Here is a 24,556-nt window from a genome sequence, read left to right as displayed (position 1 = left end):
ATGGCACGCATCGATATCGGCCAGTTCGGCCAGGGTGGCGGCACCGCGCCGCTGGTGCGGTCCCGCGTCAGTGGCGCGGGGGTAGGGGAGGTCGCGCAGGCGGTCGGGCAGCTGGGCAGCGTGGCTGCGCAGCTTGGCGCATCCATGGCCGCCGAAGACGCACGGGAGGCTGAGGGCCTGGCGCGCGCGAAGGCGGCCAATGCCCAGCTGGACTACGAGCTGCAGGTGGGTGACGTCCAGCGCAAGCTCGAGGACGACGTAGCCACCGGCACGGTGCCGTATGCCGAGGCGCCCAGCCGCTACCAGGAAGCCGTCGGCAAGATCGAAAAGCCGGCCGTTGCCGGGCTCACTCCCGATTTGCAGCTGGCCTACGACCGGGGCCTGCAGCGCACGGTCACTGCCGGCCAGCTGGGCGTCGATCGGGTGGCGCGCACGGCCAAGCGCGCGGATTTCCGCGGGCAGTTCGACGCGGCCCTGGACAAGCTGGGCAAGATCGCTGGCATGCCCGGCGCCGATATCGCCGCGGTCAATCAACGTGCGCAGGCATTCGCGCCACTGGCCAAGCAGGCCGGACTGAGCGACGCAGCGGTGGGCAAGGCGCTGCAGGACTTCTACGACCGCACCTGGACGTCGCAGGCCACCCAACGGGCGATCTTCGCGCGCGAGGATCCCGCAGCGCTGAAGACGCTGGAAACGGACCTGTCCAGTAGCGACGGCTTCTATGCCGACAAGCTGGATCCCGAGAAGCGCAACGCGCTGCTGTCGCAGGTGATGACCCGGCAGCAGACCCTGCAGGACCGAGCCGAGCGGGCAGCCGACCGGATCGATGCCAAAGCGCAGCGCGTGCTGGGCCAGATCGATCGGCAGATTGCCAGCGCCGTGCCGGCCACGCCGGAAATGTGGACGGCCTGGGCCGATTCGATGAAGGGCGCCAGCCCCGACGTGCGCGCCGAATTCGACCAGCGCGTGGCCGAGGAAAAGGAAGTCCAGAAGGTGCTGCGCATGCCGACGGCACAGCAGCAGACCTACCTGCAGAAGGCCGAGGCAGAGCTGGCCACTGCCGGTGGCACCGTGCAGCGCAAGGAGAACCTGGCGCGCACGCGCTCGGCGATCGAGGCGGCGCAGAAGCAGCTGGACGAGACGCCGCTGCTGTTCAACGCATCGCGCGAAGGTGGCGAGGTTGAGCCGCTGAACCTGGCAGCGCTGGCCAGCCCCGCCGATGCCTGGGAGGTGGGTGCGCAGCTGCAGAACCGCGCGGCCACCATCGATGGCATGCGCAAGCGCTACGGCTCGCAGGTCCAGATGGCTGTCCTGCTGCCGCAGGAAGTGCAGGCGCTTGGCGAGCAGCTGAAGCAGGGCACCAGCCGGCAGCAGGCAGAAATGCTGTCGCAGCTGCGCACGGCGACCATGGATGACAAGGTGTTCAACGCGGCCATGAAGCAGTTGGCACCGGAACAGCCGGTGGTCGCCTACGCCGGCATGCTGGCCACGCGCGAGCGCGCGCAGGTGACGCTGCAGAAGCACATGTTCGGGGCCAACGAGGCGGCCAACGGCCGGGACGTCGCCGCCACCATGCTCGAGGGCAACCGGCTGCTGCAGGGGAAGGGCGATTCCAAGTTCCCGCTGCCACCGGAAAAGGAGTTCCGCGACCAGTTCACCCGCGACACCGGCGCCCTGTTCGCAGGCCGTCCTGGTGCTGCTGACGTGGCCATGCAGGCCGTGCGCGCGTTCTACACCGGGCAGTCTGCCGCCGACGGCGACCACTCGGCCGAGGTGAACAGCGATCGCATGAAGAAGGCGATTACGGCATCCCTCGGCGAAGTGGTGGACGTGAACGGCCGGGGCGAGGTGCTGGCGCCGTGGGGCATGGGCTCGGACACCTTCGAAGACCAGGCGGAGCAGGCATTCACCGAGTCCGCGAAGGCGGCGGGCTTGCCCGACACGGTGGTGGGTAGCTTCAGCAAGTACGGCCTGCGCCAGCAGAGCGAACGCACCTACTACGTGACCCGCGGGCGCGAGTTCCTGACGACCAAGGACGGCAAGCCCCTGACCATCACCATCACCGGGAGCGGCCGATGAGCGTTTTCGATCTGGACGAGCAGGGCCGCAAGCAGCTCGACGAACAGGCGGTGGCCAACCCGCTGGATCTATCGAAGGTGAAGCCCGGGTTCTTCGAAGGCCTGGGCTCGTCCATTTTCAGCGGCACCATGCGCGGCGGTGCCCGAACCGGTGCCGCTGTGCTGACGGCCGGCGCGGTGCCGGTGGTGGCGCGTGACGACTACCTTTCGTCCTTTATGACCGACGACGTGGCCGACTTCCTGCAGGCGCAGGGCGTGGCCAACCCGGCGCGAGGCGCCACCACGGCAGGCCAGGATGCCTACTTCGCCGACGTGGTGGAGGGGATCGGACAGCGCGCAGTCGACGCCTGGACGCCGGACCCTACCGAAACCGGTACTGCTGGGCGCGTGCTTGGCGGCCTTGCCGAGATCGTGCTGCCGCTGGCGGCGGCAGGTGGCAACCCTGCGTTGTTGGCGGCGAATGAAGGCCTCGAGCGGCCGGCCTCACTGGTCAAGCAGGGTGTCGGCGCCGGCACTGCGCAGGCGGTAGGGCTGGCAGGTTCGGTGGGCACGCTGGCCGGGTTCAAGCTGCCGGCAGCGTTCGGCACCACCCTGTCGCAGCGGCTGGCCACCGGTGCCGCCGGAAACGTGTTGCTGGGTGCTGGCATGTCGGGAGCGCAGTACGCGGCGCTGAAGGCCGGCGGCAACGATGAGCAGGCCAAGGCCTTCGATCCGCTCGACGCGGAGGCGCGGACGGTCGACCTACTCACCGGCGTCGCGTTCGGCGCTTTGGCGCACGCCATGGCCCCCCGTGTGCCGCTCGATCAGCGCGATGCACTGCTGACGGCGCGCAACGCCGACCGCTTCCAGCGCACTGCCACCGATCCGCTGGTGGCTGATGAAGGTGCGGCTATCCGGGGCCAGGACGCGCTGCAGGATGCGCTCGAGCAGCTGGCGCGCGGCGAGCCGGTGAACGTGGTCGACACGATCCGACCGTCAGACTTCCTGCTGCCGCTGGCCGATCAGGCAGCGGCACCGGTTGCGGCGCTGTCGGGTTACCCGGCCTTCCGCCGCGCGCTCGAGTCAGGCGGCCGTGCTGATGCGCGTAACCCGGAATCCACCGCGCTGGGCATCGATCAGTTCACCGCCGGCACTTGGCGCCGAATGGTGGCCAAGACCAAGCCGGAATGGGCGCAGGGACTGGACGACGCGCAGCTGCTGGCGATGCGAACGGATCCGGCACGCTCGGCGGAAATGGTGGCGGCGCTCGATGCGGAGAACACCGCGGGGTTGCAGGCCGAGGGGCTGCCAGTCGACGCCTACACCCTGTATGCCGCGCATCACTTCGGCTTGGCCGGTGGCCGGCGCTTCGCCCGCTCCGATGGCGCCACCCCGATGGACCGCATCCTGAGCCGCGGGCAGCTCGAGGCCAATCCCTACCTGCGGGGCCTGACCAAGGACGAGGCGATCGCCAACTGGAACCAGCGCGCCAAGCGTGCCGGCGTGCTGCCGGACGGGGGGCTGGTCGACACCAACCCGGCCGGGCAGGCCCTGCGCGAGCGCCTGGTGACGGACCCGGACAAGTTGCTCCGCGAATACGCCTCCCTGGAAGAATCTGACGGCGGCCGGGTGCTGAACACGGACACCGCCCGCGAGCTGTCGCCGGAATACCTCGCCGACCGCACCCGCAGCGCGGACGTGCACGAGGCGGCAAGCGACACCATCAAGCTGCTGTACGAGCAGAAGCTGGCCCAGCCGACCCCGGAGGGCTTCGATTCGACGGTGTTGTTCACCGCCGGCGGCACCGGGGCAGGCAAGACCTCGGCGCTGAAGGCCCGCGGCGAGGTGGGTGGCCGGCCAGAAATCATCTACGACACGAACATGAACACCCTCAGTTCGGCCGTGGACAAGATCGAGCAGGCGCTGGCCGCAGGCCGGGACGTCGATATCGTCTATGTGTACCGGGATCCGGTGGATGCGCTGACCAATGGCGCAATCCCACGCGCCCAGCGCCAGGTTGAGCGTTTCGGCACCGGCCGCACTGTGCCGCTGCGGGAGCATGCCCGCACGCACGCTGGGGTGCGCCCGACCATCGAGGCTCTGGCCGCCCGTTATGCGGATGACCCCCGGGTCAACATCGACGTCATCGACAACAGCGGCGGCAAGGGTCAGCAGAAAATGACCGATCTTGCAAGCCTCCCCCGAGTGGAGGAAGATAGCCTCTATGGCAGCCTCCAAGACGCCCTCGACCAAGCCCGTGCCGGCGGACTCGCTGAAGACCTCTACCGAGGATTCAGCGGCCCAGGACGCGGCGCACCAGCAGCGCTGGGGCGAGATCTGGCAGGAAATAGCCGACGCCAAGGCGGCGCGCAAGGCTCGCCTGGCCGGGAAGCCGGCAGCCGCGGCGAAGTAAGCCCCGCTCCCGAAACGCCCCTCGATGCCGCCCGTCAGCTGGCGGCGCAAAACCCTGATGCCTCGATCGTAGTCGGCGCCGATGCCGACGGCGGCGCCGTGCACCGCACCGTCGCTGACGAGGTCGCCGATATCGAGGCCGATCTGGCCCGAGCAACCACCGATGCCACCGCCTTCCAGGCGGCCGTCAACTGCTTCCTGCGGAGGGGATGATGCAGCCTGCATGCGTTCAAGAAGTGGCCGCCGCCATTGGCCGCGAGCCCACCACCACCGAAGTGGCCCGGATCGAGACGGATCTGGCCAGGCATATGCGCCAGCTGGCGCGCACCGATGACCAGTGGCGCACGTTGTCGCACGAGCAGCGCCTGCAGCGTGCAGCGGAAGCCGCGCAGGCTGAGGCCATCGCAGATGCTGAGAAGGCCGCGTTCCGCCGGGCTTCGCGGCTGACGGCGCAGGTTCGGGAAACTGAGCGTCAGGCCGCGCGTGCGGCGCAGCTGGCCGCGCAGGGAGTGAAGAACCCGCATCACTCCGCGCTGTTCGAGCGCATGCGCCAGGCCGACGACTACATTTCGGGCGTGCGCAACGAGTACCTGTCGGAGCTGGTCGACGCCGTACAGGCTGTGGAACCGAAGTTCCTGGGCCTGATGCACGACCCAGATTCAGTTCGGGCATTCGCCCGCGCGGTGGTGGACGGCGATACCAGCGACCCGAAGATGGCCAAGGCTGCCGCCACCTACATTGCCGCGCTCGAGGACATGCGCCTCCGTTCGAACGCCGCCGGTACCGACATTGGCCGGCTCGACTATGGCTATCTGCCGCAGCCGCACGACGTGGGGCGCATTGCGAAGGCCGGCAAGGACGCATGGGTCGACTACGTGTTCCCGCGCCTGCGCCGAGAGCAGTACCTGCGCGAGGACGGCGAGGCCATGGGCGATGCTGAGGTCCTGGACCTGCTGCGCAAGGCATACGACACGATTGCCACCGAGGGCCGCAACAAGCGCGTGCCGGGTGCCGCAGGGCAGGGGTCGCGCGCCAGCCGGTTCGATGACGCGCACCGCGTGCTGCACTTCAAGGACGCCGACAGCCATCTGGATTACCTGGCCGACTTCGGCCGGGGCTCGATGATGGACGCGATCCTGGGCCACGTGGGCGGCATGGCCAAGAACATCGGACTGATGGAAGAGTTTGGCGCCAATCCCAACAGCACCTATCGACTGCTGAAGGACACCGCCGAGAAGGCAGACAATGTCACCGGCGCCCGCGCGGCCTGGCACGAGCTGGCGACCCTCGACATGACCTGGGACACGCTCACGGGCGTGACTGCCCAGCCAGTAAGTCCAGCGATGGCGCAGTTCTTCCAGGGCGTGCGCAACTTCACCGTGGCGGCAAAGCTGCAGAGTGTGATGCTGTCCTCGATCACGGACGCGCCACTGCAGGTGCTGGTCGCGCGCTCGGCCGGCGTGCCGACGGGGGGCGCGATGAGGTCGCTGTTCTCCGGCTTCGGGAAGGGAAAGCGGAACATGGCGCACGACCTGGCCATCGGCATGGACGAGATCGCCGGCGAAATGACACGCTGGCATCAGGACAACCTCGCACAGGGCTGGTCGGCGAAGCTGGCCAACAGCACCATGAAGCTGACCCTCGTTGAAGGCTGGACCAACAGCCTGCGCCGCGGGTACGCGCTGATTCTGTCTCGAGTCCTTGAACGGCATCGGCAGACTGCATGGGCGGATCTCGACGAGGGTTCACTTCGACGCATGGCTTCCGCCGGCGTAACTGAGGCCGACTGGAAGATTTGGCAGCAGGCGCCGGCACAGGACGGCATGCTGACCAAGGACGGGATCCGCGCCGTCGACGCCAGCGAGGCAGATCTGAACCGCGCAACCGCTCGGCTGCTGGGCTACCTCGACAGCGAGGCCCGCACTGCGATCCTGGCGCCTGACTTGACCACTCGCGCGAGCCTGCAGCAGGGCACCAAGGCCGGCACGCTGGGCGGCGAAGCGCTTCGCTCCCTGATGCTTTTCAAGGCGTTTCCGCTGGCGATCGTCGACAAGCACCTGCGCAGGCTGCGCAACATACCGACCACGCAGGGCAAGGTCGCCTATAGCGCGGCGATGCTGACGAGCCTGCAGCTGTTCGGTGCGGTGGCGCTGCAGCTGAAGGATCTGCGCGACGGCAAAGATCCGCGCGACATGACGACCGGGAAATTTTGGCTGGCGGCGGCTGCGCAGGGCGGCGGGCTGGGCATCTTCGGCGACATTCTCTACACCGGCATGGGCGGCGATAACCGCGGTGGTCAGGCCAACTGGACCTCGATGCTCGGCCCGGTGTTCGGCACCGTGATGGATGGGTTCACCATCGCGCGCAAGGGCGCCGGCTGGGCGATCGCCGACGAGAACAAGGCCGATGACAAGCTGGACGACCTGGGCGGAGAGGCGCTGCGGTTCGCAAAGGGGAACACCCCCTTCATCAACCTGTGGTATCTCCGTGGCGCCACCGACCACATGGTGTTCCATGACCTGCAGGAGCAGCTGAGTCCGGGATATCTGCGACGCATGCGCAAGCGCGCGCAGAAGGATTGGAACCAGCAATACTGGTGGGAGCCGGGCGAGGCAGTGCCAGAGCGCGCCCCCAACGTCGCAGCTGCAGCGGGAGAGTGACATGCGCGAGGACCAATACCTGCGGCTGCAGGCCCTGAGCGAGAAGCTGGCCGAGGCCTTCATTGAGGAAGCCGACCCGGCCACGTGGACCGGCGCCGGCAAGGCGCCCAGCGAGATGGACAAGGCCGAGCGCGGCGACCGCTACTGGTGCAAGCGCAATGCGGCGGCCACCGGTGGGCTGCTGCTGCGCGTCGGCTCGCTGGTGTCGATGATCCAGCGGGACAGCAGCGGCAACGGTGGCGCCGGTGAGGTGGGGGCCGCGGATGACCAGGACGGCGACGGCGGGCTGGAAGCCGAGGTAGCTGCGGCGGAGAAGGAAGGCAATCGGCTGCTCGACCAGGTGCTGAAGCAGCAGCGCCGCGCCGACGAGGTGGCGAAGATCCATGGCAAGCCGTGAGGTTTCCTTCCTGACGTTCTTCATGATGTGGGCACGTGTCCAGGGGTGGACCGTGCCCTTGCTGCATGTGCGCATCTGCACGTGGCTGGAAACCTGCACGGATCCAGAGCGGGTGCTGATGGTGTTCCGCGGCGCGGCGAAGTCCACGATCTACGCGGTGTTCAAGGCTTGGAAGCTCTACCGGAACCGCACGCATCGGTCGTTGGTTTGGTCCGCTGATGGGCCAACCGCCGGAATGCTCACGGCAGACGTGATCAACGTTCTTCGCATCCATCCGCTCTGCATCGGGATGCTGCCGAAGCGGCCTGGTGCAAAGAAGTTTTGGGTAGTGGGTGCGAAAGATGCTCGCAACGCCAGCATGCGCGCTGTCGGGGTGAACACGAACGCCACCGGCGCCCGCGCCGACGCCGTGGACTTCGACGATATCGAGGTGCCCGGCAACATTGAGACGCCAGAGGCGCGGCTGAAGCTGAGGCAGCGCATCAGCGAATCGACCCACATTGCGGTGCCTGGCGCGCAAAAGACCTTCATCGGCACGCCGCACACGCACGACAGCATCTACCCGGAGCGCATCGCGGCCGGCGCATCCACGCTGATCATCCCGCTGTTCGCGCACGCCACACGGTACAAGCAGACCGACAGCAAGACCCGGTACCCCATCAAGTTCACGCCGGCCGAGGACGGGCTGTATGTGGTGGTCGGCATCCACAAGCACGCCCGGGTGCTGGTCGAGGGCACCGACTACCAGGTGGACCGCGGCGAGGTGGTTCTCGCCAAGCCGCCCGGCGCCGTGCTGGATATCTACAGCGGCTGCGCCTGGCCGGAGCGGTTCGACCGGAATGAGATCGAGCTGCGCCGGAAGGAGACGCGCACCCTCAACGCATGGGACAGCCAGTACATGCTCGAAGCCAAACCCATCGAAGAGATCCGCCTAGACCCGGAGCGGATCACCCCCTACGACGTCGAGGCCGTCATCAGGAAGGCCAACGGCACGGCGGCCATGTTCCTGGGCGGCGTGCAGATCGCCATGGCGTCGGTGCGCTGGGATCCGGCCAGCGGCAAGCTCAACTCCGACGTGTCGGCCGTCGCCGTGGTGCTGCAGGACCTGATCGGCCGGCGCTACCTGCACCGCATGGAGCAGTTGACCGGCGAGGTGGCGGAGTTCGACGACACAGGAAAGGTCATCACCGGCGGCCAAGTGTGGCAGCTGTGCGACCTGATCGAGACGCTGAACCTGCCGCGCGTGGTGGTGGAAACCAACGGCATCGGCGCGTTTGCGCCGGCGGTGCTGAAGGCCGCGCTGAAGCAGCGCCGGCTGCGCTGCGGCGTTGCCGTTGAACAGGCCGTGGCCAACAAGAGCCGTCGCATCCTCGAGGCCTGGGAGCCGCTGCTGGAATCGGGCGGCCAGCTGTGGGCGCACGTGAGCGTGCTGCGCGGCCCGTTGTGGGATCAGATGAAGGAATGGATCCCGACGGCGCCAAACCAGAAGGACGACTATCTGGACGCCGGCGCGGGCGCGCTGACCGATACACCTGAACGAGTCGGGCAGATAGTCGGGAATCCGAACATCACCGCGCGGGACGATTGGCGCCACAGCGCAGGGGAGCATGAGGTCGTGTTCGAGCGCTGAACGTCCACCCGTTCGGAGCCTCGATGAAAGAGCAGATCACCCAAGACCTTGCCGTGGCCGCGGCGAAGATTGCCCCGGCCGCCGGCGTCACGGTCGGCACGTACAACCCCGGGTACACGCTCAGCGACGTGGCCGTGGTCTGCACCATCGTCTTCACCCTGGCGCAGACGTTCACAGTAGTGGTGAAGAACTGGGGTGATTGGAGCGCATGGTGGATGGCCCGATGGGCTACCGTCCGCCGGGTACTCGCCAAGGTGGCCCGCCGTGGCTGACCAAGCACCGAGCGGCAAGGGCCGCAAGTTCGGGTTTGCCGCCGCACCGGCCGCGCTGATCCTGGCGTTGGTCGCAGCTCTCGGCCAGGACAACTCCGCGCACGAGGGCAGGAAGTACGTGCCCTATCGAGACTCGGGCGGCATCTGGACCGTCTGCGCCGGCATCACCGGGCCGGCCGTTGTTCCCGGTCGGCGCTACACCCCAGCCGAGTGCGGGAAGCTCGAGCAGGACTATGTACAGGCCATGCTGCACAACATGGGCCGCTGCGTCCGCGGTGAGTTCGAATTCCACGAGGTGAAGGCCTGGGGCCACTTCGCCTACAACGTCGGCACCAATGGCTTCTGCACCAGCACCGCGGCCAAGCGCCTGAACGCCGGCGAGCGCACTGCCGCCTGCGACGAAATCTGGAAGTGGCGCTTCGTCACCATCGACGGCGCCAAACGCGACTGCTCGCTGCCGCAGTGGCGTTCGAAGTGCGGCGGCATCATCGACCGCCGGCAGTGGGAAATGGCCACCTGCAGAGGAACCCTGTAATGACCCCGCGACAGGCAATCACCATGGCAATGGTGGTGGTGCTGCTATCGATCGGCGGCTGCTACTACCTGAAGGGGCGAACGGACGCCGCCACCTCAGCCGAGAACAAGGCGCTGCAAGCCCAGGTCCGGGCCACCAGCACCAGCGTCCAGATCAGCCGCGACACTGCCGCCGCCGTCGACCTGGAAGCCCACGAAACCCGCGAACGCACCGCCAAGGCGGTGGAGGCTATCCATGCGACTTCTTCCGATTCTGACCCTGCCGCTGCTGCTGACGTCCTGCGCATTGCTCGGGAGGCGCACGACCGAGCCATACGTGCCGCCTGCCGGGTGCAGCGAACGAGTGATTGCCCAGCGGCCGCCGGCGCCACCGACGGGCGGTGACTGGCTGAAGTGGGCCGCGGCCTATGTGGGTGCCGTCGGCGCCTATGAGGACAGCGAGAACAAGCGCGCCCACACCGCCGACTGCCTGGACCAGCACCGCGGGAAATAGTCGGGAACCCGAAGGGGGCGCGGGCCGACCATCTGCTGCAGTCTCCCGCAGGTGCCGCCATGACCGTCCCCGCCTACACCGGCCCCAACACCTCGATCGCCAACGGCGTTACGACGGTGTTCCCCTACAGCTTCCGCATCCTCGAGGCGGCCCACATTCGGGTCACCGTGAACGGCCTTGTCCGAACGCTCGGCACGCACTACACCGTGGACGGTGTGGGCAATCCTGCCGGCGGCAATGTCGTGTTCGTGGCTCCACCTGCAGCCAATGCCAAGGTGGTGCTGCACCGGGCGATGCCGATTGTCCGCGTCATCAACTACGAGAACCTGGGCGATCTGCTGGCGCAGACCCTCAACGAGGACCAGGATGCGCCGGTGATGATGATTCAGCAGCTCGCGGCAGATGCGATGCTGCTGGTGCCGGATCCCGATGGCAGCGGCGACATTGTGTGGGACGCGAAGGGCAACCGGATCGTGCGCGTTGGCGATGCGGTCGCTGACGCCGACGCACTGAATCGCCGGTCGGCGCTGGTGCTGATCGAGCAGATCCAAGGCGGTGGCGGCACCATTGGCGTCACGCCGAAGTTTTGGGCGTTCGAGGGCGATGGGGTTGTGACCGACTTCCCGCTGGCGGGGGCCGACGTGCTGGATCCGCTGTTCTACGACACGGCGGTGGAGACAGCGGCAGGGTCGAACGTCTACCCCGTGTCGAAGCCGGGCATCGATGGAGCGTTCACCATTGTTCCGGGCGTGCTTGGCGCCCCGCCGGCCATCCGCTTCAACCCGCCGCTGGGTGACGGCGTGCGCGGCTTTACGACCCTGCGCGGCTACGCTCGGCCGTGGATTGGGCAGCCCCCGGTCTACACCGTCGCCCCCCGCATCGTGAGCGTGAGCGCCAGCACCACCGTAGACGGTGGCTCGCACAACACCCTGATCCTGGCCAACTCGGCCAGCCCCATCACGATCACCATTCGCAAGAACACCGGCGGCAGCGTCGACTGGAAGGAAGGCCAGTTCTTCTCGGTGCTGCAGCTGGGCGACGGCGCCGTAACGCTGGCGATCCAGGATGGGGCAGGGCAACTGAACATCCCGGTGAGCTTCCAGGCCAAGTGCCGCGGGCCGCGCAGCATCATCAGCGCCACCTGCATTGCGCCGGACGCTGACGCCTGGGTGGCGGCCGGCGACCTGCTGCGCATCGCGGCATCCCCCGATTTGCAGTCGTTCGACCTGATCGACCGCTCAGTGAACATGGGCAACAACATCCAGACAGGCACCGGTAAGGACAGCTTGTTCATGCCCTACGGCATGCTGCTGGATCCGGTGGCCAGCGGCGGGATATACGCCACGCTTTCGGTGGCCCAGGCGGCAGGTGTGGTGCTGACGGTGGACGTGAACCGCAACGGCACCAGCATCCTGTCCACGAAGCTGACCTTCGACAACAACGAACGCAGCACCACCACGGCGGCCATTCCGGCCGTCTACGAGGTGGGCGGCAACATCCTGGCCAAGGGTGACGAAATCACCATCGACGTGGACCAGGTCGGTAGCTCGCTGGCCAAGGGGCTGCGGGTGTACCTGGTCGGCCAGAGGGCGAACTGACATGGTCGCGCGCATCTACGACCGCCCAGACCTGGACCAGGACGTCTACCAGCCGGCGCTCTACGTCAACGGCAGGTTCGCCCGAGCCAAGCCCTCGCAGGCCTACGAGGGCCGCCTGCAGATCCGCAACAGCATTGGCGGCTGCAGCGTGCTGCAGATCGGTGGCGACAAGCTGCCCGACGGCACGCAGGTGCGGGTCGACCAGGCCACCAAAGAGGTTGTTGTGGCCTGGCCGGCCTATCTGACCGCGCAGGCGCCGATCGCCAATCCTGATTTCGAGCAAGGCCAGACGGGTTGGGAACTGGGGCCGGGCTGGAACATCACCACCGAGAACCCGCCTTCCGGTCAGTGGTCGGCGGGCTACTGGGGCAACTGGGGCACTTCCCGGATCTCGAACGCTGCCCGCTACACGGTCCAGCCCGGCCAGATCACCACCGCGAAGTGCGACGTGCGGCAGGGTGCGTCATCGGAGGGCAACGCCGGTGGCTCGGTCATGCTCGAGTACCGCAACGCCTCCGGCGAAGTGATCCACACCGTCGAAGGCAACCAGGTCATGTCGGCCAGCAAGAACCGCGTGTACCCGTCGTCGGTGTTCGGCGCTGCTCCGCCCGGGGCTGCGACCATCAACGTGGCAGGCAACGGCATCCGGTACCGCGAGAACAAGATTCTCTTTGTCGACAACTTCCAATGGGATCATACGGTTTCATCGGCGGGCATCAACTTCGAAACAGTCCTGAACGTCGTTCTTCGGGTCAACGATGCAACAGGACGTTCTTTCGTATGGAGCGGCCCGATCACCATTGCTGCCAGGCCGGCGTCTTACAAGTTCTTTGCGCAGTTCGTCAATCCGTATCTGCTCTGCGGTGGATACAGGCACGCGGCCAATGTGATTGACGTACTTGGAACGTCCACAACCTCTGATAAGAGCAATACCTATCTTGTAGCGGCGAGCGACGACGCCACATTGGGGGCAGCCACCTACAACCTGGCGCCAGGGGTTTCCATCTACCCAGTGAGTCAGGAAGGCGTAATCGGTTCTGAATTCCCCGCTATCACGCCAGCGCTTCCTGGCCAAGGTCGCTGCGCCGCCTTCTCAAGGTCAGGCGCTGCTGTAGTCATCGGTCACACGGTGGCGCCCTACGTGCGGGCTCAACGGGTCAGCCCGGCTGGCATAGGAACGCCCTATCCCAATCCAGAAACCCCGCTGATCGACACGGTTCTGTTCGCTGCATTCAATCCCAAGGGAGATATCGTCTACTTGGTTGTTGACCGCTATCCCTATCTGTTTGCCTATCGTTGGGATGATGTGAACGGGTTCGGAGAACGCGTTAACGGCCCTGCTGTGCTTCCTCCATCTCAGGTTATGTCGATCTCGATCAATGAGTCGGGAACCCATCTTGCGGCCGTCTGTAGCTCTACCCCGTCTTGCCATATCTACAAGATCGGACCCAACGGATTCGAAGATCGAATTGCAGCCTTTGGCCAGAATGCGCAGGGCATGGTCGTGCTGTCTGATGCGGCGCGAGCGGTTGTCTTTGGTAGTTCGTTCTCTGTCAAGATGCATCTGTATCTATGGGATCCAGCAAATGGGGTTGGAGCTGCCTATCCCTTGCCAGGCGGCCCGGCCGGTCTTGGTCGGGGTGTTTCATTCTCTCGAGATGGCTTGGTGCTGTATGTAGGAGTGACAAGTACAGCCGGCGTCCTGGTCTACGAATGGACGCCAGGAATAGGGGCAACGCGAGGCCCGATCGCCTTTGGGTCAAACAGCAGCGGAATGACCATCCCGATCGACTGAACCAGCCGGGGCGAGCCTGGGTTGACTCAGGCCGAACGGTTCAGGGAGGTGGCCGGCTCGTTCGCAGGATCTGCGACGGCCGGCCGTATCCTCCCGGCCATGCCGCTCCCCGCCGATTTCCGCTGGACGACCAGGTCTGCCAGCCTCCCGAATGACTCGTTGACCGTGATCGCCTGCCACAGCGTGTGGGTGGTGGCCATGGCCCAGCGGGTGAACGACGGCATCTGGATTGCCTCTCTGGACCGGCACCGCCATGGGCCCGGCGGTCCGTTCCGCTGGTGCAGCAGCTACGAGCAGGGCCGGGCAGGGGCCGAGCTGTGGGTGGCCAGGCACGAGGACAGGCTGCGGGAGGATGTGGCCAAGATCCTGGCGTGGCAGGAGAAGGTCCGGGGGAACCGGCTGGCCAAGGCCGACCAGGATCCGCCATTCGGCTGGATCGGGTAGGGCTAGGCTGCACCCTATCCGCGCGTAAGTGATTGATCGGATTGGGGCGCAATCTGCACTTTTGGGAGGCCTCGCGCAGGCCTGAAACCCTTACAGATCAACAGGATGGGCCTATCTGTAACGATGCCTGGGGGGCAGAGGGTCGTCGGTTCGAATCCGGCCGTCCCGACCACTGTGATGAATCAAGGAGCCTGCGCAGCAATGCGCGGGCTTTTTTGTGCGTTCTGCAGATCTGATCAGTCTTCCGCGAAGCGGTAGATGAGTTCCGGATCGCCTTCATCCAGGCCATGCACGATGCCGCTGCCCACGAAGCCGGCGGCAGCGAGCAGGCGTTGCATGCCCGTGTTGGAGGCATTGGTTGAGGTGAACAGCTTGCCGCCACCGCGCCACGTGATCGCGTGCCGCAGCAGGATGGCGCCGATGCCCTGGCTGCGCTGTTCGCGCGCCACCATCAACATTTCAATGAAGGCTTCGCCAAAGAAGTGGTGATGGATGACCAGGTAGCCGACGATCTTGCCGTCCTGCTCGGCGACCTGCACGACGCCGTGCGCCAGCCAGTCGGCAATCTGCATGATCCGCCGTGGATCAGTGGCTGCCACGCTGTCGAGCGCGATCAAGGCATCTGCGTCCTGCGGAATGCCGTCGCGCAGGTGTGGAGAAGAGGACGTCCGGTTCATTGCGGGCGCAGCTTCAGCAACAGGCCGCCACCCGACACAAAGCAGGCGAGCAGGACGGCAATCGACAGCGGCAGGTGGAATTCACTGCGACCGAACAGGGCGAAGGCCAGATGGATCAGTGCCGTGCCAATGCCGAGCCCCCCGCACGCCAGTGCATAGCTGCGCGCCGTGGATGTGCCCAGCACGATCTGGCGATAACCCCAAAGCACGGCGCCGACTGCGAACAGGTTGAACAGCAGGAAGCCCTGGATGCCACCGGGGACATGGAACATGGCCCATTCCTGCCAGAACGCAGCGTCGATCTGATGCAGGATCAACGCCAGCAGCGTCGCCAGATACCATCGTTCCATGTCGTGCTCCCTGCCGTGCAGGCCATAGTCTATCGACTCCGCCTGGCACGCATGCCTGCTCGATGCAGCCAGCGCGCGGCCGGCAGTCAATACACCCGGAACTCGGCACGGCAGCCGTCGCTGACCCACACCCCACGGCGGTCCCAGCCCCAGTTGCGGTCCTCGATGCAGGCTGTCACCGATTTCTGCCTGACCAGCCGTACCTCATGGCGCACGCGAATCCGGCACTCCTTGTCCTTGTTCTCGTAGGACTCGCAGACCAGGCGTTCGCCCTCGTTGTCGCGATCACGGCTGCGGCCACGTCCCGGCCAGCGGCCGTGTTCGTCGGCAACGAACTCGGCGCGGCAGCCGTCGGTCACCCACAGCATGCGCCGGCTCTGGCCCCAGTTCTGGTCTTCCACGCAACGGGTCACCGACAGCTGCCTGGCCAGGCGCATCGGTCCCTCGATGGGGCATTGCTCGGTCTTGTTGAACTGGGATTCGCAGCGCAGCGCTGGAATGTGATCAGTGTCGTAGTCCTGGGCGGCCACGGCGGTGGCGGCCAGCAGCAGGGCAAGGGCGGCGCCGGTGATCGGCAGCAGCGGGCGAAGGGTCATGGGGAGCCTCGGGCGGGGATTCGGGCGGCAAGAATGACCCAGCACGGGGCCGTCGGAACGCATCGTTCCGGAAGTGGCTCAGGAGGGATTTAGTAGTGCGCACCAGCCCATGCAGAGGCTTACATCCCGTATCATCGCTGCACATCCGATCGCATCGGTTTACACCTTCTTACATGTCTTCCACGCCTGCGGCGCAGCCTGTGGCTGCCGTCACTGGTGTGCGGGCGGCCTACGGGAGAGGATGCGCGGACCACGACGACCACAGGGGGTTGCGTTGATCAGCAGTACCGTCATTCATCGCTCGGCCGACGCAGGTGGCGCCGAGGTGCGGGTCTTGGACACTACGTTCAAGGGCAAGCATGTGTTCGTTGCCTGGGGGCTGCGCGGGCCGGAACTGACCCGCAGCGCGGACCCGGCTGCCACTGTGGCTGCGCGCAAGGCATTGCATGCCGTTGCCGGGCATAGTGAAGGGCCGCGCAGCCCGGAAGTGTTCATCGCCAACCAGTCGGCGGTGGCGATCACGGTCTATCGGCTGCTTACCGAAGCACGCTCCGGTGACGCCATCTTCTTCCTGTGCGATTCATCGGCGGTGGTCGAGTGGCTGATCACCGCGCTGGAAGTGCAGGGCGCGGACTGATTCCGCGCTCCGGCGCGCATTGATTCAAGCCAGGGCCGTGTCCACGGCGGCCCGCGCATGCAGGGCGGTGGTATCGAACAGCGGCACTGCACTGTCCTCCGGGCGTACCAGCAGCATGATCTCGGTGCAGCCAAGAATGATTGCTTCGGCACCGCGCGCCACCAGTCGCGCGATCACGCCGGCATAGACCTGTCGTGAGTGCTCGCTGACCACACCAGCGATCAACTCCTGGTAGATGATGTCGTGCACGCTGCGACGATCATCGGCTTCGGGTACCAGCACCTCCAGTCCGAAGCGATCCTGCAGCCGGCCGCGGTAGAAGTCCTGTTCCATGGTGAAGGCGGTGCCGAGCAGGCCCACCTTGCGTGCGCCTGCCTGCACGATGGCCTGGGCGGTGGGGTCGGCAATATGCAGCAGCGGCAGCGTGCAGGCCGCCTCGATGCGATCGGTCAGCTTGTGCATGGTATTGGTGCAGATCAGCAGCAGGTCGGCGCCGCCCGCCTGCAGGCGCCGCGCGCCATCGACCATGTGGTCACCCAGGGTGTCCCAGTCGCCCTCGTGCTGCAACTGCTTGATGCCGGCGAAATCCACCGACCACAGCAGCAGCTGTGCCGAGTGCGCAGCGCCGAGCCGCCGCCGTACCTCCTCGTTGATGAGCCGGTAGTACTGGGCCGAGCTTTCCCAGCTCATGCCACCAATCAGGCCAAGGGTCTTCATGCGCCGCTCCGTGCCAGGAGCCCTCATTGCAGCACAGATGGTGCCCGGTTGCCGATGGCGGCGATCTGTAACCACCACATCCATGCTGCGCTGTGTGTGCCGCGGCAGGCCCGGCGCACTCTATGCTGGTTGGATCTTCTGAAGTGGATGTGCGCTATGGCCCTGCATACCTGGTGGTGGTTCCTCGCCACGGTGTTCGTTCTGTGTGGTACGCCGGGGCCGAACATGCTGCATATCCTCGGTCGCAGCGTCGGGCTGGGGTTCCGTGGCAGTGTGCCGGCGATGGCCGGCTGCCTGCTGGCGATGCTGCTGGTGCTGGCGGCCTCCGCAGCAGGCCTGAGTGCGCTGCTGCATTCGTCGCCGATGCTGTTCGAGGTGCTGCGTTATCTGGGCGTGGCCTATCTGGCCTGGCTGGGCCTGAAGGCATGGCGTGACAGTTGCCGGCCGGCACCGCCGGTGACGGTCGATGCTACGCCGCCGGTTGCGGCCTCGCTGGGCGCGTGGAAGGTGTTCCGTGGTGGCCTTCTGGTGGGCCTGAGCAATCCCAAGCTGCTGCTGTTCGCGGCGGCGTTCCTGCCGCAGTTCGTCGACCCGTCACGCGGCCAGGCGCTGCAGTACAGCGTGCTGGTGGCCACCTTTGCCGCGTGCGAACTGTTCTGGTACGTGATGTATGCGGCCGGTGGCCATGGCCTTCGCCGCTGGTTGGCCAAGCCGTTTGCGCGACGCTGGTTCGAGCGCCTGGTGGGCAGCGTGTTCCTGGCGTTTGCCGTCGCGCTGCTGCGCTTCCGTCCGCGCTGATTCACGCCGCGCACGCGGCCTGTTCACGATTGCCGCATCGGCCACGGCCTAGCCTGATCATCCAGTACGCAGTCCCCGCGGGGAAAGGTTTGACATGATCAAGTGGGCCATCATCTTCGCCGTCATCGGTGTGATCGCAGGCGTGCTCGGCTTCGGTGGCATTGCCGGTGCCGCGGTCGGTATCGCCAAGTTCCTGTTCTGGGCCGGCATCATCATCGCCGTGGTGCTGTTCCTGCTCGGCATGACCGTAGCGAAGAAGGTCAGCTAGCGTTGATCGCGCAGCAGCGTGCTCAGTGCGCGCTGCTGCGCGAGAACAGGTTGATCACCAGTACGCCGGCGCAGATCAGGCCGATGCCGATCAACGCCGGTGCATCCAGGCGCTGCTTGAACACCACCAGCCCGATCAGTGAGATCAGCACGATGCCGACGCCGGACCAGATTGCGTAGGCGATGCCGGTCGGGATCGACTTCATGGTCATCGACAGCAGGTAGAAGCACAGCCCGTAGCCGACCAGTGCGCCCAGTGTCGGCGCCAGCCGGCTCATGCCGTCGGATGCCTTCAGCAGTGATGTGGCAATCACTTCCAGCACGATGGCAGCGGCAAGGTAGAGGTAGGGATTCATCGAGCGCTCCAGCTCACTGCGGGTCGCACAGTTTCAGGGCCTGTTCGGCCATGGCCAATGCATTGGCACGTTCTTCCTCGTCCAGCGGACGCCCATAGGCCGTGGCCCAGTAGCCATCGGCAGCGCAGCGCGCCGCGTACAGCCGTGGGTCGCCGGCTTCGGCTGGGAACTCGGCCAGCATCGCGCGCTTCCAGTTGCGCCAGTGCGCAAGCAGGCCCGGTTCCATCAGGTTGCCCAAGGTCAGGCCGATGTCGTTGTCCTGCTCCTGCTGCAGCAGATGCTCGAAGTTGGCCTGCACATAGGCGCGGCTGAAACGGGCATGGCCTTCGGGGTTTTCCTGCAGCAGGGCGCGCACGCGCGCTTCGAATTCTCCAATCAGCGCTCCGATGGCTTCATCCACCAGCACCTGCTTGCTGCTGAAATGATGGAACAACGCACCCTTGCTGACACCGGCGGCCTGCGCGACGTCCTGCACGGTCAGCGCGGCCAGGCCGTTACGGCCGATCACTTCAATGGTGGCCTGCAGCAGTGACTGGCGCACGCTGTCGGGCGCCTTGCGGCGCGAACGGGAGGGGGATGCGGACATGGCGGGAAGAAACCGACTGGACGGTACGATTGTAACGCAGGCCCGCCGCGCTACCGCGCGCTGCCGGCCGTGGCCGGCAGCGGAATCCTCATGCGTCGACGCGGGCGAAACGCGGTTGCGGTCCGTGCTCGCCGGGCACCTGCTCGACGAACATGGCGTACGGGCGTACCCACAGGCCACCTTCGCCATACAGCGCGCGGTACAGCACCATCGGCTGCAGGGTCTCGCTGCTGCGGACGATGTCGAGCACTTCGTACTCGCCGCCCTTGAAGTGGCGGTAGCGGCCTGGGGCCAGGGTGGGGACCGGACTCAGCTCAGCCATGGGCGGCCCGACTCACTTGCGCGCCGGGCTGGCCGGCTTCGCGCAGTAGGCATCGATGGCTTCGGCGGTGTTGGCCAGGCCCTGTGCCTGCGCCAGTTCCCACGGACGTTCGCAACGCTGGCTGTGCTCGCACCACTGGTAGCCGGCCGAACCGATGCAACCGTGGGCATCGCGGTCGCCACCGACCTTCGGCGTGGCAGGCGAAGTGGCCGCCGTATCGGCACGCGCAGCGGCCTGATGCTGGTTGGCACAGGCGGACAGCACCAGCAGGGCTGGAATCAGAAGAAGCGCTTTCATCGGGCGGGCTCCGTGCCTAAAGCGACAGTGTCTGTCGCAAATAGCCCTGCAGCAAGCGCTCAGTGCATGGCGGCGCGGATCAGTTCCTCGATCAGCACGAGGTAGCTGGCCACGAAATAGAACTTCAGCAGCGTCCAACGCTGCTGCGAGAAGAAGGTGCGCATGTGGAAGGGGCCCCTGTTGATGACGGTAGTGTGAAGCCCGGCAGACTCCGTGACAAGAATCACGGAATGAACAGGCTAAATGGACTCAGGGATGTGAGGGCAGGCAAAGGGCTGACCGGAGGGCGCGGCATTTTCGTACAAATCTGATGGGCCACCCCTGAGGTGATCGCTAGCCTGAAGGTGTACCGGCACGTGGACCGTCCGCCTGCCGTCGCATCCTTCCATCCGCAGGAGCCCCTCATGGTCATTACCGTTCAACGCAACGCCCGGCACTGGTCCGTGCTGGATCCGCAGGTGCATGACGCAACCCGATATGCGCGGGGCGCCGAGGCTTTCGATGCCGCCGCGGCGCGGGCCCTCGAGCACCACCGTCGCACCGGCCAGCGCAGCACGGTGCGGGTCGAGGCGCTCGGCAGCGCGGTGGATGCCCTGCACGTAGGAGACTGACGCCGGTCGTTGCGTGCAGTCAGCTACGGTTGCGTTGTTTGAATGGGGAAAAACCGGCGTCACGCGCCCCCCTGTGCGCCGTGCCGGGAATCCCGGATGCTTGCGCCATCGTATTCATCTGGAGATCTCGATGGGCAAGGCACTCACCTGGCGTACCCTGGCCTGCACCCTGCTGCCGATGCTGGCGGCGGCGGGTGGCGCCCAGGCGCAGAGCTATGGCTACGGCTATGACGATGACCGCTACGGTGGCCGCGAAGGCAGCGGCATCGTGCGCTGCGAGTCGATCAAGAACCGTAGCAACGAGTGCCGTCTGGAGGGCCGCGCGCGGATGATCCGCCAGTTGTCCGGCTCGCCGTGCGTGGAAGGTGAGACCTGGGGCCAGTCGCGCTATGGCGTATGGGTGACCCAGGGCTGCCGCGCCGAGTTCGTCGGCGAGTACCGTCGTGGTGGCGGCTGGGGCAATGGGGGTGGTTGGGGCAATGGGGGTGGTTGGGGCAACGGCAACGGCAACGGTTGGGGCGGCGGTGAGGTGATCACCTGTCATTCCAATGGGCATCGCCAGGAGTACTGCGACGCCCGCATCCGCCGCGGCGTGCGCCTGGTTCGCCAGGATTCGCGCAGTGCCTGCATCGAGGGCCAGACCTGGGGCTGGGATCGTCGTGGCATCTGGGTCAGCGACGGCTGCCGGGCACAGTTCCAGGTGAACTGAGCGCGCCCCTCTAAAATCAGAAAAATCTGATACAGCTCACATTTTGAACTGTCGTATCTTCTGCGATCAGGGCATCTCTGTGTGTCCCTGATCTGTTGCGACGATGCCTGCCGTGATCGGCAGGAATGTCCCGCTACCGTCGATACGCTGCCTCAAGGAGTGAGCCGCATGTTGATCCGCCTGCAATGCGAACAGCGCCAATGGCGCGTGCTGCATCCGGACCGGCCGGAGCCGATCGATTTCCGCGACGGTGCCCGCGCCTTCGACTTCGCTGAAACCCTGGCGCGCCTGCACTTTGTCGATACCGGGCAGCGCGCTGCCGTGCGCGTGGAAGCCAGCGGTGCCTTCGTGGAAGCGGTCAGCTACGGCTGAGGGCGGGGTTTCCGGCCAGGTCCTGTTTCCGGGCCCCGCTATCCACGCCATGCGCGGATCCACTGGGTGGCAATCGGCCTCAGCCCGCCGCGCTCAGCGGCGGGGTACCTGTGGCCAGCTGCGGCCAACGCTTGAGCACGGCCGTACGGATGCCCGCGGCGTCGATGCCTGCTTCGGCCAGCAGGTCCTCGCGGCTGGCATGGTGCTGGTAGCTGTCGGGCAGGCCCAGGTGCAGGATCGGGCGCAGCACGCCTTCGGCATTGAGCAGCTCGCCGACGCCTGAACCGGCGCCACCGGCCACCACGTTGTCTTCGATCGTCACCAGGCCTTCGTGCTGGGCGGCGACAGCCAGCACCAGCTCGCGGTCCAGCGGCTTGATGAAACGCATGTTGACCACGCTCAGGCCCAGTTCGCGGCCGACCTGCTCGGCGGCGGCCACGGTGCTGCCGAAGGCGAGCAGGGCAATGCGGCTGCCCTGCAGGCGCAGTTCGCCCTTGCCGATCGGCAGGGTGGACAGGTCGGTGCCGGCTGCAACGCCGGTGCCGGTGCCGCGCGGGTAGCGCACGGCGGCCGGGCCCGGGTGCTGCAGGCCGGTGCTGAGCATCTGCCGGCACTCGGCTTCGTTGGACGGTGCCATCACCACCAGGTTGGGCACGCAGCGCAGGAAGCTCAGGTCGAGGTTGCCGGCATGGGTCGCACCGTCCGGGCCGACCACGCCGGCGCGGTCGATCGCGAACAGCACGTCCAGGTCCTGGATCGCCACGTCATGTACCAGCTGGTCGTACGCGCGCTGCAGGAAGGTCGAGTAGATCGCCACCACCGGCTTGCCACCCTGGGTGGCCATGCCGGCGGCGAGGGTGACCGCATGCTGTTCGGCAATCGCCACGTCGAAATAGCGCTGCGGGTATTCCTTGCTGAAACGCACCAGGCCGGAGCCTTCGCGCATCGCCGGGGTGATGCCGTACAGGCGGGGCTCGGCGGCGGCGGCATCGCACAGCCAGTCGCTGAACACATCGGTATAGGTCGGCTTCTTGGCACCGGCCTTGGCCACCAAGCCCTTGTCCGGATCGAACGGGCCCACGGCGTGGTAACCGATCTGGTCGCCTTCGGCCGGCTCGTAGCCCTTGCCCTTGGTGGTCATCACGTGCAGCAGCTTCGGGCCCTTGGAGGCGCGCAGCGTCTTCAGCGTGGACAGCAGGGCGGGCATGTCGTGGCCGTCGATCGGGCCGGTGTAGTGGAAGCCCATCTCCTCGAACATCGTGGACGGCACGAACATGCCCTTCCAGTGTTCTTCCCAGCGCTTCACGAAACGCGCCGGGTTGTTCTTCTTGTCACCGAGGATCTTCTTGCCGCCTTCGCGCAGCGCATTGAGCGTGCGGCTGCCGGTGGCACGGCCGAGCATCTTGGTCAGGCCGCCGACCGCCTCGGAGATCGACATGTTGTTGTCGTTGAGGATCACCAGCAGGTTCGGTTCCGGGTCCATGCCGCCGGCGTGCATCAGCGCTTCGAAGGCCATGCCGGCGGTCATCGCACCGTCACCGATCACCGCCACGATCTTGCGGTCGTCGCCTTCGGACTGGCGGGCAATGGCCATGCCGAGTGCCGCCGAGATCGAGGTGGAGGAGTGGCCGACGCCAAAGGTGTCGTATTCGCTCTCCTCGCGCTTCGGGAATGGCGCGACGCCGTCCTTCTGCTTGACGGTGTGGATCTGGTCGCGGCGCCCGGTCAGGATCTTGTGCGGGTAGGTCTGGTGACCGACGTCCCAGACCAGCTGGTCGACCGGAGTCTGGTACAGGTAGTGCAGGGCCACGGTGAGTTCGATCACGCCCAGGCCGGCGGCGAAGTGGCCACCGCTCTTGCCCACCGATTCGATGAGGTAGGCGCGCAGTTCGTCGGCAACCGCCCTCAGTTCGGATTCGTCGAACGTGCGCAGGTCATCCGGCGTCTGGATGCGCGCGAGGCGGGGATAGCGGGCAGAGTCGATCATCATGTTCGCACTTTTTCTGAATGCCCATTTTCGCCCTCAAACGGGGGTGGGGCAAGCAAACGCCGCCGTCCGTGACAGGACGGTGAGGGTTGCATTTTCAGGCGTTCAGGTGCTCAGTTTCGACCGCTTGGGCAATTGCGCCTTCAGGAAGGCCATCTGGTCGGCCAGGATGTTGCGGTTGGACAGGATCAGGTGCTCGATCCAGCTGGGCCGGTAGGGCACGGCCAGCAGCGGCATTCCGGCCTGCTGCGGGGTGCGGTCGCTCTTGCGCGAGTTGCAGTGGAAACAGGCGGTGACCACGTTTTCCCAGCAGTCCAGGCCGCCTTTGGACAGTGGCACGACGTGGTCGCGGGTGAGCGTGGGGCGGTTGAACTGCTGGCCGCAGTACATGCACAGGTGGGCGTCGCGGGCGAACAGGGCCGGGTTGGTCAGGTTCGGCGTGGGGTCGATCGCGCGGGAGCGGGCATGGCCGCGCGCGGCGATGATCGGGTGCAGGTCCATGCCGCTCTGCAGGCCGCTGAAGCGATTGGTGCCGCCGTGGATGTGCAGGCAGGGATCGCCCAGCGTCCAGGCCACCGCTTCGCGGGCGTAGAGGCACGCCGCATCCTGCCAGGTGATCCAGTCCAGTACGCGTCCGTGGGCATCAAGCGAGAGCAGCCGGACCGAACCGGGGCGATGCAGCGTCGTGGCGTTGGGCGATGCTTCGGCGCCCGGAGCAGAAAACGGAGCTCCGGCTTCGATCAGACCCAAGCGTGTAGTGTCTGTCTCCATCGGGAGAACAGCTTATACCTGAATGTTGACGATTTGTGTATCGCCTGTCGGCGATACGCAAATCGTCAACATTCAGGTCCGCGCATTCCGCATCCCAGCCCGCCGATGGCGGGTTGGGATGCCCACGCATTCCTCCTATCCCCTGCGCCGTCGGCGCGCCCCCCTTAACAAAGGGGGGCTTTTCTCCAGAGGGATTTCGGTGGTTTCCATC

At 66.2% G+C, this 24,556-nt stretch carries 27 protein-coding genes; 17 read left to right on the top strand and 10 right to left on the bottom strand.

All coding sequences use genetic code 11. From position 1 onward, the window contains the following. The 11 genes from AC5P99_RS05340 to AC5P99_RS05290 all read left to right on the top strand — a co-directional run bounded on the left by AC5P99_RS05340 (nt 1) and on the right by AC5P99_RS05290 (nt 14,292). Entirely contained in the window at nt 1-2,079 is a 2,079-nt protein-coding gene (locus AC5P99_RS05340) for a hypothetical protein (RefSeq protein ID WP_495212946.1), read from the top strand. Continuing rightward, nucleotides 2,076-4,682: a zeta toxin family protein gene (locus tag AC5P99_RS05335; protein ID WP_495212945.1), complete on the top strand. Its 2,607-nt coding sequence runs from the start codon at nt 2,076-2,078 to the stop codon at nt 4,680-4,682. Before AC5P99_RS05340 ends, AC5P99_RS05335 begins: the two co-directional genes overlap by 4 nt. Then, on the top strand, nt 4,679-7,129 hold the full coding sequence (locus tag AC5P99_RS05330) for a hypothetical protein (protein WP_495212944.1): 2,451 nt from the start codon (nt 4,679-4,681) through the stop codon (nt 7,127-7,129). The genes AC5P99_RS05335 and AC5P99_RS05330 overlap by 4 nt, the downstream gene beginning before the upstream one ends. Before the next feature lies 1 nt (nt 7,130). After that, nucleotides 7,131-7,526, top strand: a complete 396-nt coding sequence (locus AC5P99_RS05325) for a hypothetical protein (RefSeq protein ID WP_495212943.1) — start codon at nt 7,131-7,133, stop codon at nt 7,524-7,526. Then, nucleotides 7,513-9,156: a phage terminase large subunit gene (gene terL, locus AC5P99_RS05320; protein ID WP_495212942.1), complete on the top strand. Its 1,644-nt coding sequence runs from the start codon at nt 7,513-7,515 to the stop codon at nt 9,154-9,156. The genes AC5P99_RS05325 and terL overlap by 14 nt, the downstream gene beginning before the upstream one ends. Before the next feature lie 23 nt (nt 9,157-9,179). Continuing rightward, nucleotides 9,180-9,428: a hypothetical protein gene (locus AC5P99_RS05315; protein WP_111188062.1), complete on the top strand. Its 249-nt coding sequence runs from the start codon at nt 9,180-9,182 to the stop codon at nt 9,426-9,428. Continuing rightward, entirely contained in the window at nt 9,421-9,963 is a 543-nt protein-coding gene (locus tag AC5P99_RS05310) for a lysozyme (protein WP_495212941.1), read from the top strand. Before AC5P99_RS05315 ends, AC5P99_RS05310 begins: the two co-directional genes overlap by 8 nt. Beyond that, entirely contained in the window at nt 9,963-10,346 is a 384-nt protein-coding gene (locus AC5P99_RS05305; RefSeq protein WP_495212940.1) for a hypothetical protein, read from the top strand. Before AC5P99_RS05310 ends, AC5P99_RS05305 begins: the two co-directional genes overlap by 1 nt. Nucleotides 10,347-10,514: 168 nt before the next feature. Further along, nucleotides 10,515-12,053 carry a hypothetical protein gene (locus tag AC5P99_RS05300; protein ID WP_495212939.1) on the top strand — a complete coding sequence of 513 codons (1,539 nt, stop codon included), beginning with the start codon at nt 10,515-10,517 and terminating at the stop codon, nt 12,051-12,053. A 1-nt stretch (nt 12,054) separates the two neighbouring features. After that, a complete protein-coding gene (locus tag AC5P99_RS05295) occupies nt 12,055-13,848 on the top strand; it encodes a hypothetical protein (protein ID WP_495212938.1) in 1,794 nt (597 codons plus the stop codon). Between the two features lie 159 nt (nt 13,849-14,007). Then, a complete protein-coding gene (locus AC5P99_RS05290) occupies nt 14,008-14,292 on the top strand; it encodes a hypothetical protein (protein ID WP_258017256.1) in 285 nt (94 codons plus the stop codon). A 236-nt stretch (nt 14,293-14,528) separates the two neighbouring features. On the opposite strand, the gene AC5P99_RS05285 is transcribed toward AC5P99_RS05290, so the two are convergent. The 3 genes from AC5P99_RS05285 to AC5P99_RS05275 all read right to left on the bottom strand — a co-directional run bounded on the left by AC5P99_RS05285 (nt 14,529) and on the right by AC5P99_RS05275 (nt 15,915). Next, entirely contained in the window at nt 14,529-14,969 is a 441-nt protein-coding gene (locus AC5P99_RS05285) for a GNAT family N-acetyltransferase (protein ID WP_005414059.1), read from the bottom strand. Further along, entirely contained in the window at nt 14,966-15,319 is a 354-nt protein-coding gene (locus AC5P99_RS05280; protein ID WP_495212937.1) for a DUF6713 family protein, read from the bottom strand. Before AC5P99_RS05280 ends, AC5P99_RS05285 begins: the two co-directional genes overlap by 4 nt. An 86-nt stretch (nt 15,320-15,405) precedes the next feature. Then, complete coding sequence (locus tag AC5P99_RS05275; protein ID WP_005410428.1) at nt 15,406-15,915, bottom strand: DUF3011 domain-containing protein; 510 nt, start codon at nt 15,913-15,915, stop codon at nt 15,406-15,408. Between the two features lie 241 nt (nt 15,916-16,156). On the opposite strand from AC5P99_RS05275, the gene AC5P99_RS05270 reads away from it, so the two are divergent. Then, nucleotides 16,157-16,552 (top strand): hypothetical protein, encoded by a 396-nt coding sequence (locus AC5P99_RS05270; protein WP_032964285.1) that lies wholly within the window; start codon nt 16,157-16,159, stop codon nt 16,550-16,552. Nucleotides 16,553-16,576: 24 nt separating this feature from the next. Here the strand turns inward: AC5P99_RS05270 and AC5P99_RS05265 are convergent, their stop codons facing one another. Further along, nucleotides 16,577-17,269 carry an aspartate/glutamate racemase family protein gene (locus AC5P99_RS05265; protein WP_495212936.1) on the bottom strand — a complete coding sequence of 231 codons (693 nt, stop codon included), beginning with the start codon at nt 17,267-17,269 and terminating at the stop codon, nt 16,577-16,579. A gap of 156 nt (nt 17,270-17,425) precedes the next feature. Between AC5P99_RS05265 and AC5P99_RS05260 the strand changes: the two genes are divergently transcribed. Continuing rightward, nucleotides 17,426-18,067 carry a LysE family translocator gene (locus AC5P99_RS05260; protein WP_005410425.1) on the top strand — a complete coding sequence of 214 codons (642 nt, stop codon included), beginning with the start codon at nt 17,426-17,428 and terminating at the stop codon, nt 18,065-18,067. Nucleotides 18,068-18,161: 94 nt separating this feature from the next. Next, the gene (locus AC5P99_RS05255) at nt 18,162-18,335 is read left to right on the top strand and encodes a DUF1328 domain-containing protein (RefSeq protein WP_005410424.1); all 174 of its coding nucleotides are present in this window, start codon (nt 18,162-18,164) and stop codon (nt 18,333-18,335) included. A gap of 22 nt (nt 18,336-18,357) precedes the next feature. On the opposite strand, the gene AC5P99_RS05250 is transcribed toward AC5P99_RS05255, so the two are convergent. The 4 genes from AC5P99_RS05250 to AC5P99_RS05235 all read right to left on the bottom strand — a co-directional run bounded on the left by AC5P99_RS05250 (nt 18,358) and on the right by AC5P99_RS05235 (nt 19,895). Next, the gene (locus tag AC5P99_RS05250; protein WP_005410423.1) at nt 18,358-18,690 is read right to left on the bottom strand and encodes an SMR family transporter; all 333 of its coding nucleotides are present in this window, start codon (nt 18,688-18,690) and stop codon (nt 18,358-18,360) included. 13 nt (nt 18,691-18,703) lie between these two features. Further along, complete coding sequence (locus tag AC5P99_RS05245; RefSeq protein WP_285309827.1) at nt 18,704-19,276, bottom strand: TetR/AcrR family transcriptional regulator; 573 nt, start codon at nt 19,274-19,276, stop codon at nt 18,704-18,706. 88 nt (nt 19,277-19,364) lie between these two features. Next, nucleotides 19,365-19,598 carry a DUF1653 domain-containing protein gene (locus AC5P99_RS05240; RefSeq protein WP_495212935.1) on the bottom strand — a complete coding sequence of 78 codons (234 nt, stop codon included), beginning with the start codon at nt 19,596-19,598 and terminating at the stop codon, nt 19,365-19,367. A 12-nt stretch (nt 19,599-19,610) separates the two neighbouring features. Then, nucleotides 19,611-19,895 carry a hypothetical protein gene (locus AC5P99_RS05235; protein ID WP_005410420.1) on the bottom strand — a complete coding sequence of 95 codons (285 nt, stop codon included), beginning with the start codon at nt 19,893-19,895 and terminating at the stop codon, nt 19,611-19,613. A 404-nt stretch (nt 19,896-20,299) separates the two neighbouring features. Between AC5P99_RS05235 and AC5P99_RS05230 the strand changes: the two genes are divergently transcribed. The 3 genes from AC5P99_RS05230 (at nt 20,300) to AC5P99_RS05220 (ending at nt 21,587) form a co-directional block, all read left to right on the top strand. Continuing rightward, nucleotides 20,300-20,506 carry a hypothetical protein gene (locus AC5P99_RS05230; RefSeq protein ID WP_088437052.1) on the top strand — a complete coding sequence of 69 codons (207 nt, stop codon included), beginning with the start codon at nt 20,300-20,302 and terminating at the stop codon, nt 20,504-20,506. Between the two features lie 130 nt (nt 20,507-20,636). Then, entirely contained in the window at nt 20,637-21,215 is a 579-nt protein-coding gene (locus AC5P99_RS05225; RefSeq protein ID WP_495212934.1) for a DUF3011 domain-containing protein, read from the top strand. Nucleotides 21,216-21,383: 168 nt separating this feature from the next. After that, entirely contained in the window at nt 21,384-21,587 is a 204-nt protein-coding gene (locus AC5P99_RS05220; RefSeq protein WP_005410416.1) for a hypothetical protein, read from the top strand. 79 nt (nt 21,588-21,666) lie between these two features. Here the strand turns inward: AC5P99_RS05220 and dxs are convergent, their stop codons facing one another. Then, nucleotides 21,667-23,574, bottom strand: coding sequence for a 1-deoxy-D-xylulose-5-phosphate synthase (dxs, locus tag AC5P99_RS05215; RefSeq protein WP_049451215.1), 1,908 nt, complete (start codon nt 23,572-23,574; stop codon nt 21,667-21,669). Nucleotides 23,575-23,679: 105 nt separating this feature from the next. Then, nucleotides 23,680-24,345 (bottom strand): HNH endonuclease, encoded by a 666-nt coding sequence (locus tag AC5P99_RS05210; protein ID WP_005410414.1) that lies wholly within the window; start codon nt 24,343-24,345, stop codon nt 23,680-23,682. Nucleotides 24,346-24,556: the final 211 nt, after the last annotated feature.

This window comes from Stenotrophomonas sp. YJH_SMC_80 (assembly GCF_059372495.1).
The sequence above is the reverse complement of the archived record's forward strand: the minus strand, read 5'-3'. Positions and strand labels throughout refer to the sequence as shown.

What these genes read in the sequence shown, in the direction of transcription:
- AC5P99_RS05340 (WP_495212946.1), top strand. Translation starts at nt 1, where the DNA reads ATGGCACGCATCGATATCGGCCAGTTCGGCCAGGGTGGCGGCACCGCG.
- AC5P99_RS05335 (WP_495212945.1), top strand. Translation starts at nt 2,076, where the DNA reads ATGAGCGTTTTCGATCTGGACGAGCAGGGCCGCAAGCAGCTCGACGAA.
- AC5P99_RS05330 (WP_495212944.1), top strand. Translation starts at nt 4,679, where the DNA reads ATGATGCAGCCTGCATGCGTTCAAGAAGTGGCCGCCGCCATTGGCCGC.
- AC5P99_RS05325 (WP_495212943.1), top strand. Translation starts at nt 7,131, where the DNA reads ATGCGCGAGGACCAATACCTGCGGCTGCAGGCCCTGAGCGAGAAGCTG.
- terL (WP_495212942.1), top strand. Translation starts at nt 7,513, where the DNA reads ATGGCAAGCCGTGAGGTTTCCTTCCTGACGTTCTTCATGATGTGGGCA.
- AC5P99_RS05315 (WP_111188062.1), top strand. Translation starts at nt 9,180, where the DNA reads ATGAAAGAGCAGATCACCCAAGACCTTGCCGTGGCCGCGGCGAAGATT.
- AC5P99_RS05305 (WP_495212940.1), top strand. Translation starts at nt 9,963, where the DNA reads ATGACCCCGCGACAGGCAATCACCATGGCAATGGTGGTGGTGCTGCTA.
- AC5P99_RS05300 (WP_495212939.1), top strand. Translation starts at nt 10,515, where the DNA reads ATGACCGTCCCCGCCTACACCGGCCCCAACACCTCGATCGCCAACGGC.
- AC5P99_RS05295 (WP_495212938.1), top strand. Translation starts at nt 12,055, where the DNA reads ATGGTCGCGCGCATCTACGACCGCCCAGACCTGGACCAGGACGTCTAC.
- AC5P99_RS05285 (WP_005414059.1), bottom strand. Translation starts at nt 14,969, where the DNA reads ATGAACCGGACGTCCTCTTCTCCACACCTGCGCGACGGCATTCCGCAG.
- AC5P99_RS05280 (WP_495212937.1), bottom strand. Translation starts at nt 15,319, where the DNA reads ATGGAACGATGGTATCTGGCGACGCTGCTGGCGTTGATCCTGCATCAG.
- AC5P99_RS05275 (WP_005410428.1), bottom strand. Translation starts at nt 15,915, where the DNA reads ATGACCCTTCGCCCGCTGCTGCCGATCACCGGCGCCGCCCTTGCCCTG.
- AC5P99_RS05270 (WP_032964285.1), top strand. Translation starts at nt 16,157, where the DNA reads ATGCGCGGACCACGACGACCACAGGGGGTTGCGTTGATCAGCAGTACC.
- AC5P99_RS05265 (WP_495212936.1), bottom strand. Translation starts at nt 17,269, where the DNA reads ATGAAGACCCTTGGCCTGATTGGTGGCATGAGCTGGGAAAGCTCGGCC.
- AC5P99_RS05260 (WP_005410425.1), top strand. Translation starts at nt 17,426, where the DNA reads ATGGCCCTGCATACCTGGTGGTGGTTCCTCGCCACGGTGTTCGTTCTG.
- AC5P99_RS05255 (WP_005410424.1), top strand. Translation starts at nt 18,162, where the DNA reads ATGATCAAGTGGGCCATCATCTTCGCCGTCATCGGTGTGATCGCAGGC.
- AC5P99_RS05250 (WP_005410423.1), bottom strand. Translation starts at nt 18,690, where the DNA reads ATGAATCCCTACCTCTACCTTGCCGCTGCCATCGTGCTGGAAGTGATT.
- AC5P99_RS05245 (WP_285309827.1), bottom strand. Translation starts at nt 19,276, where the DNA reads ATGTCCGCATCCCCCTCCCGTTCGCGCCGCAAGGCGCCCGACAGCGTG.
- AC5P99_RS05240 (WP_495212935.1), bottom strand. Translation starts at nt 19,598, where the DNA reads ATGGCTGAGCTGAGTCCGGTCCCCACCCTGGCCCCAGGCCGCTACCGC.
- AC5P99_RS05235 (WP_005410420.1), bottom strand. Translation starts at nt 19,895, where the DNA reads ATGAAAGCGCTTCTTCTGATTCCAGCCCTGCTGGTGCTGTCCGCCTGT.
- AC5P99_RS05230 (WP_088437052.1), top strand. Translation starts at nt 20,300, where the DNA reads ATGGTCATTACCGTTCAACGCAACGCCCGGCACTGGTCCGTGCTGGAT.
- AC5P99_RS05225 (WP_495212934.1), top strand. Translation starts at nt 20,637, where the DNA reads ATGGGCAAGGCACTCACCTGGCGTACCCTGGCCTGCACCCTGCTGCCG.
- AC5P99_RS05220 (WP_005410416.1), top strand. Translation starts at nt 21,384, where the DNA reads ATGTTGATCCGCCTGCAATGCGAACAGCGCCAATGGCGCGTGCTGCAT.
- dxs (WP_049451215.1), bottom strand. Translation starts at nt 23,574, where the DNA reads ATGATCGACTCTGCCCGCTATCCCCGCCTCGCGCGCATCCAGACGCCG.
- AC5P99_RS05210 (WP_005410414.1), bottom strand. Translation starts at nt 24,345, where the DNA reads ATGGAGACAGACACTACACGCTTGGGTCTGATCGAAGCCGGAGCTCCG.